The organism is Streptomyces ossamyceticus (genome assembly GCF_001418475.1).
Lineage (GTDB): Bacteria > Actinomycetota > Actinomycetes > Streptomycetales > Streptomycetaceae > Streptomyces > Streptomyces ossamyceticus.
In genome coordinates this window covers 1-6882 of sequence record NZ_LIQX01000674.1, presented here as the reverse complement: position 1 = coordinate 6882, position 6882 = coordinate 1, and the positions used below count along the sequence as shown (strand labels likewise).

The 6882-nt window shown below is 71.7% G+C and carries 5 protein-coding genes; 2 read left to right on the top strand and 3 right to left on the bottom strand.

Annotated elements, in window-relative coordinates:
• Positions 1–170: 170 nt before the first annotated feature.
• From AOK15_RS36305 to panD, 3 genes are read right to left on the bottom strand one after another with little or no spacing between them, the layout of a single operon-like run.
• On the bottom strand, positions 171–794 hold the full coding sequence (locus AOK15_RS36305; RefSeq protein ID WP_055522772.1) for an aspartate/glutamate racemase family protein: 624 nt from the start codon (positions 792–794) through the stop codon (positions 171–173).
• 8 nt (positions 795–802) lie between these two features.
• Complete coding sequence (locus tag AOK15_RS36300; protein WP_055522770.1) at positions 803–1147, bottom strand: GNAT family N-acetyltransferase; 345 nt, start codon at positions 1145–1147, stop codon at positions 803–805.
• Positions 1148–1196: 49 nt separating this feature from the next.
• The gene (gene panD / locus AOK15_RS36295; RefSeq protein WP_055522768.1) at positions 1197–1616 is read right to left on the bottom strand and encodes an aspartate 1-decarboxylase; all 420 of its coding nucleotides are present in this window, start codon (positions 1614–1616) and stop codon (positions 1197–1199) included.
• Between the two features lie 1402 nt (positions 1617–3018).
• Between panD and AOK15_RS36290 the strand changes: the two genes are divergently transcribed.
• Both AOK15_RS36290 and AOK15_RS36285 read left to right on the top strand, forming a co-directional pair.
• Positions 3019–4290 (top strand): MFS transporter, encoded by a 1272-nt coding sequence (locus tag AOK15_RS36290; protein ID WP_055522766.1) that lies wholly within the window; start codon positions 3019–3021, stop codon positions 4288–4290.
• Positions 4247–6882, top strand: a 2636-nt coding sequence (locus tag AOK15_RS36285; protein ID WP_055522764.1) for an amino acid adenylation domain-containing protein, incomplete at its 3' end; no start/stop codon positions are given. The genes AOK15_RS36290 and AOK15_RS36285, both read left to right, overlap by 44 nt.

The following is a 6882-nucleotide window of genomic DNA, read 5'->3' as shown; positions in this document are numbered from 1 at the left end:
ACCGGACCCCGTGCGGCCCGGGCCCGGGGTGGGGCCGGGCCGCACGGGGTCCGGTTCTGGGTGAGTCATCGTGTCCTCCAGCCATGGGATGTCGGCCATGGACTTGTGCCACGAGTACCCGGGCGCCCCACGGGCAGTCACCCGGTCGGCCGCACCGCCACCAGCGCCCGTCAGGCCGCCCGCACCGCCGCCGCTCCCGCCGCCAGCCCCGGTCGGGGGCTGGACAGGACGGGGATCGTGGTCGTGGTCCACCGCCGGGCGGGCGTCATGGACGCCTGGGCCAGGACGATCGCGTCGGCTTCCGTCACCTCGTCGGCGGCCCCGGCGATCGCGCGGGCGTAGCCCTCGGTGTCACCGGCCTCGAACAGGGCCCACGCGTCGTCGAGGAGGAGGGTGCGGATCTCCACGGGGCCCGTCGCCTCCTCCTCGATCAGGGCCGCCGTCGGGGCCAGGGTGCTGCGCACCGTGGCGAGGACGACGATCCGCGGCCCGGCGGCCACGGCGGCGGCCGCCATCGGGCGGTCCACCCGGAGCACGGGCACGCCGACGTCGGTCGACTCGGCCACGGCGCCGATGCTGGAGCACGTGCACAGCACCGCCGCGGCGCCCTCGGCGACGGCCGCGTCGAGCAGGGTCCGGACCTCGCCGGCGACCGACGCGGGACCGTCGGTGCCCGCGCGGGTCAGCAGATCCTCGGCGACGAAGTGCCGCAGTTCCAGCCCCGGGTGGGCCTCGTCGCGGAGGGCGTCGAAGACGGGGATGTGGAGGGGTGAGGTGTGCAGCAGGGCGAGCACCTCGCCCATCAGAATCCCTCCGGGTGGGCGATGAGCCACTCCTTGGCGGCCCGCAGCAGCTCCGGGTCGGCAGCCGGGGCCTCGTCGGGGTGCCGCTCCGCCCACTTCACGACGTACGGGCACAGCGGCGCGACGACGATGCCCTCGCGTTCCGCCGTGCCGTACAGCCACCGTGCCAGCGAACCGGCGACGCCCTGGCCCTCGTACGCGGTCTCGACGATCGTGTGGACCGGGACGAGGGCGCGCCGCGGGGCCTCCAGGACGAAGTACTGGATGTGTCCGGCCAGTTCGTCCCCCGCGAAGGCCTCCAGGCGGCCGCCGGCCCGGTCGTCGCGGATCTCGATGTCGCTCATGCGGTTCTCCTCGCGTACGGTCGGCGTCACCGGGCGGCCGCCCGTGGACTCAGGCCGTGACGGCCTGGGGGCTGCGCCGCTGGTCCGAGCCCGGTACCGGTTCGGACGGGTCCGCGCCGAGGGCCACGATCCGGTTGTCGCCGTCCACATGCACCACCCTGGGCGTCATCGTCCGGGCTTCGGCGTCGGTGAACTGAGCGTAACTGATGATGATCACCAGGTCTCCGGGGTGCACGAGATGGGCCGCGGCGCCGTTGATGCCGATGACCCCGGAGCCCCGCTCGCCCTCGATGACGTACGTCTCCAGACGGGCGCCGTTGGTGATGTCCACGATGTGCACGAGCTCACCGGGCAGCAGATCGGCGGCGTCGAGCAGATCGGCGTCGATGGTCACGGACCCGACGTAGTGCAGGTCGGCCTGGGTGACGGTGGCTCTGTGGATCTTGGACTTGAAGAGAGTACGCAGCACTTTGGACTCCTGTTAAGACGGCTCCCTGCCTACTTTGTGCAGGTCAAGGGCGATCTTCACTCTACATCGGCACGCGTCGAAGTCGATGATTGTGAGGAACATCGCTCTCATTCGGGATGGGGCTGCCTGCCTGGGGTTCCGCGCCATCCAGGCTGTTGTGACGCCACCGACCAGGTGCCTGTCCGGACAGCCTTTCAGGATGTTTCGGGAATTGATGCAGGCCGTCCCGTCATGGCCGAGTGCCGCCGTGAGCCCGCCGACAGGTGGTGTCCGGGGATGGTGGGCGTTCCCCGGAGGAAGGCGGCGACCCGGGTGGTGGGTGGGCGGCCGAATCTCTGCGCGCGACCCGGTCGTTCATGTGGTGAAGGCTCCCCCGCACCTTGATCAACTCACCGAGCACCGCAGGCAGGGAGAGCCGGAACCCCATCGACATGTGCGCCGCCACGGCGCGAGTCCGTCTCTCTCGCCCCGAACCGTCCTCAGCGCGGTTCTGTGGCCGGGTGCGGAGGTGGTGGCGGTCGAGCGCTGCCGTGCGTCCCGCCCCAGCAGTACCACCGGATCGACCGTGCGGCCGGACGGGTCGAGCCGCTGCGCACCCTTGAACGACAGCTCGGTCCGGCGCTCGCCAGGGTGCTGCGCAGGCGGCGACGGCGGGTCGTCGGCCGGCCGCCCCGAGGGGGAAACTGCGGGAAAACCGCCGGTTCACTGGCCGCAAGTCGAGCAAATTGTGTCGTCATCATGACTGAAAAGCGCAGGTTTCCGTAACGAACTCGATCAATCGGCCGCACACACCGATCGCCGAGCCCCTCCCGCGAGCCGTCCGGGCGGCTTCCCGGATCGCCCCCCGGCCCCCACACGCCGGGCGTACGCGCCCCGCGGCGAAGGGGTCGCCCCCTCCCGCCGCCGCCATTCGCCGTGGTCAGCGGCGTGCATCCGGCCGTCACACCGGTCCAGGAACCCGTCCGGGCCGCAAGCCGCGGAGGCCGGCCGACGGGGGAGAGCGAGCGAAGCCGCGTCCGGCCCGCTCTTCGGCGACGTCGCCCACCGCCCGAACTCAAGCTGCGGAACAGGCCATTCCTCCTGACTCCACCGTCGTTGACGCGTTTCACGCGAACTGTTAGAACTCTCGGCGGAAATCGCGTGCTGCTCCGGCAGCCGCACCACGGGGGTGGGGGCAATTCTTGAGGACACTCGCACGGGGGATTCCGGACTCGAGAGCCGGAAACGAGCACGCCTGACAGGTCATACGTAAGAACGCCGGGACCGTCGACGCATGCCCGCAGGCATGCCGGCACGTCACGCCCTGGCGTCTATTCCATTCGCACACTCGCGGCGGTGTTGGCGCATTCATGCCACCCGCTGGCTCAGCTTGCCCATCTCGGCCTACTGAACGGTATGGAACGTGAAAGCATATCTGGCCATCCTGCGCATCGGTGACTACCGGTTGCTCTGGTCGGCTCTGGTGCTCAACCTGCTCGGCGACGGTGCCACGTACGCCGCCCTCGCCTGGATCACGGTGGAGGAGGCCGGCGCCGCCGGGCTGGGAATCCTGGGAGTCTGCCTCACGCTCCCGGTGATCGCCGGAGGGGCCATCGTCGGCCCGCTTCTCGACCGGTTCTCCCGGCGCAAGCTCTTCATCTACGACTCGGTGTTCCGGGGCGTGGTCGTCGCGCTGATCCCGCTCCTCGCCTTCGCGGACTCCCTTCATGTCTGGCACCTGTACGTCGTGGCGCTGGTGTACGGCTTCCTCAAGATCATTCCGCTGGCCGGCACACCCGCCGTGCTGCCCGAACTGGTGCCCGCCGACAAGCTCCAGGCGGCCTCCGGCCTGGAAGCCACCGCCATGGGCGCTGCCAACGTCCTTGGCCCGGCCATCGGCGCGGGTCTGATCACCCTCTTCGGCGCCCCCAACGTCCTGCTCCTGGACGCCGCGACCTACCTGCTCTTCGCCTTCCTGATCAGCCGGATCAAGGCCCCGATGGGTCGCCCCGAGCCGGCGGAGACCACCGGTGACGCACCGCAGCGGCCCGGCTGGGCGCCCGTCTTCCGGCTCATCGTCCGCGACCGGTTCCTGCTGGTGCTGACGCTCTCGTTCGGCGCCTTCAATGTCTCCGCCGGCGCCCTGGTGGTCGCGCTGCCGTGGCTGGCGAAGTTCGAGTTCGGCAGCGGGCCCGGGGTCCTCGGCCTCATGCTGGCCGTGATGGCGGCGGGCGAACTCATCGGCTCGCTGGTCTCCGGCGCCGTACAGACCTCCGAGAAGCAGATGCTCCGCATCGGTGTCTTCCAACTGCTCTCCGGCGCCGTCCTGTTCTTCCTCATCCCGACCGCGCTGCCCTGGATCCTGCTCGGGCTGGCGCTCAACGGCATCCTGTCGGCGCCCATGACCGTCCTCGGCGGTGTGGTGCGAATGACCCGGGTGCCCAACGAGATGCGGGGCCGCGCCATGACGCTGATGCGCACGGTGATGGCGGGCGCCCTGCCCGCCGGTTCCGCGCTGGGCGGCTTCCTGCTCACCGACAGCCACTACCACGGGCTGATCATCGCCGTCGCCGCGCTCGCAGCCGCGCCCGGCATCCTCACGGTCGTCCTCTTCCGTCGTACCCCGTTCAAATTGGGGGTGACCGCGGCCGATGACCAGCAGACCAAGAACGACACCGTCCCTTCCGGCTCCTGACGCCGGCGAACCCGTCCTGCTAGTCACCGACCACCCGCGCACCCTCGACAGCGGCACGGCGCCCTTCCACACCCTCACCGTCGACCTGCCGCCCCTGCCGCGCCACAACGCCGGCGAGGAGGAGGGCGCCCTCCTCCTCGCCGCGTACGCCGTGCTGCTGCACCGGTACACCGGCCACCGCCGGCTCCTCGTCGACACCGATCGCGGAGCCCTGGCGCTGACCGTGGACTCGGCCGGACCGGTCGACGCACTGCTGGCCGGGTGCGCCGCGCCGCAGCCCGCCGGGCCCTCGACCGGCACGCCCGTGAGGTACGCGGACCACACGGTCCCCGGCGCCCCGACGGCCGCGACGGAGACGGAAGCCGCGACGGCGCCCGGCGAGGCGTGCGAGCTGCTCCTGATCCGTGAGGGGGACAAGGCCCGCCTGGCGTACCGCTCCTCCCTGTTCGAACCGGCCACGATGGAACGCTTCGCCGAGCATCTGCTGCGCGTACGGGAGTTCCTCGCCCGTCGGCCCGACGCCACCGTCGGCGAGGCGGACCTTCTCGCGGAGGGCGAGCCGGCGCTGATCCTCGGCACCCTCAACGACACGGCCGTCGACTGGCCGGACACGGCCACGGTCCACGGGCTCTTCGCCGAGCAGGCCCGGCGCACCCCGGAGGCCACCGCCGTCACCTGGGCCAACGGTCGGATGGACTTCCACGAGCTCGACCGGCGCTCGGCGGACCTGGCGGCCGCGCTGCGCACCTGCGGGGTGCGTACCGGCGACCGGGTGGGACTCCGTGCGGCGCACGGCCCGGAACTGGTCGTCGCGGCGCTGGGCATCCTCCGCGCCGGAGCGGCCTACGTCGCGCTGGAGCCCGACCACCCGGCCGAGCGCACCGGCTGGCTGCTGGCCGACTCCTCGGTGCGGGTGCTGGTCACCGGCCCCGGCCTCCCGACGGCCCCGCCCTTCGACGGCATGGTCCTGACCGTGGACGTCCGGGACCACGAGCACGCCGCCGCGCCCCTTCCGGCCGCCACCACCGGGCTCCAGGACACGGGGGCAGGGCCGCCGGCCGACCCCGCGTCCGCCGGAGACCTGGCGTACATCTGCTACACCTCCGGCACCACGGGCACGCCGAAAGGCGTCCAGGTCACGCACCGCAACGTGGTCCGGCTGGTCAAAGGAACGGAATACGTAGCATTCGGGCCGGACACGAGAATGCTGCCCACCGGTTCGGTCGCCTTCGACGCGAGCACCTTCGAAATATGGGGACCGCTGCTGAATGGCGGAAGTCTCCACATGGCCGACCGGGAGGTCATTCTCAACGCCTTCGAATTAGGCCGGGAACTGAGCACGCGGCGGATCACCACCATGTGGCTGACTTCCCCGCTCTTCAACCAACTGGTGGAACAGGACGCGAAAGCGTTCCGCCCCTTGAGAGAACTCGTCGTCGGCGGCGACGCGCTCTCCTCCCCGCACGTGGCGAAAGTCCTCGACGCCTGCCCGGAACTGACCGTGGTCAATGGGTACGGGCCGACGGAGAACACCACGTTCTCCCTCACCCACCGCGTCACCCGTGAGGATCTGGACGGCCGCCGCATTCCCATCGGCCGGCCGATCGCCAACTCCACCGCGTACGTCCTCGACGAGGCGGGGCGCCTGTGCCCCGTCGGTGTGCCGGGCGAACTGTGCCTGGGCGGGGCGGGCGTCACCCTCGGCTATCTGGGCCGGCCGGACCTCACCGCCGAGCGGTTCACCGAGGACCCCTTCGTCCCCGGCGGCCGGATGTACCGCAGCGGCGACCTGGCGCGCCTGCGGCCCGACGGAGTCATCGACTTCCTCGGGCGCCGCGACCACCAGGTCAAGATCCGGGGGTTCCGCATCGAACCCGTCGAGGTCGAGAAGGCCATGCTCGACCACCCCCGGGTCGCCGAGGCAGTCGTGACGGCACGGCCCATGCCGGGCCGCGGCGACCTGCGGCTGTGCGGCTACTACGCCGGCCCCCGGCCGCCAGGGCCGGAGGAACTGCGCGAACACCTCGCCCGCACCCTGCCCGGCCACATGGTCCCGACCCACCTGGTGCCCCTGGAGCGGCTGCCGCTCACCCACACCGGCAAGGTGGACCGGGGCCGGCTTCCCGACCCCGACGGCTCACCCCTGCTCGCCGCGACCCCGTACACCGCGCCCGCCGACAACGTCGAGCGCACGCTCGTCGAACTGGCCGAGGCGGCACTCGGCCTGACCGGGATCGGCACCGACCACGACCTGCGCGACCTGGGCGCCGACTCGCTCACCGCCACCCTGATCGCCGCCGGCGCGCAGGAACGGCTGGGCCGCCACTGCCCGGCGGGCGCGGTCCTGCGCAGCGGTACGCCTGCCCGTCTCGCCGCCCTGCTGCGGGACTCCACCGCCACCGCCGCGGCACGCATCCCGGCCGCGCCCGACGCCGACACCTACCCGGTGACCCCGCAGCAACGACAGGTCTACCTGGAGCAGATCAAGGACGAGCGGGCGGTGCACTACAACGTTCCCGTCACCCTCGACCTGCCCGCCGGGACCGACCCGGCGCGCCTCGTGGTACTCCGGGAGCCGCCGCAGGGCGTCCG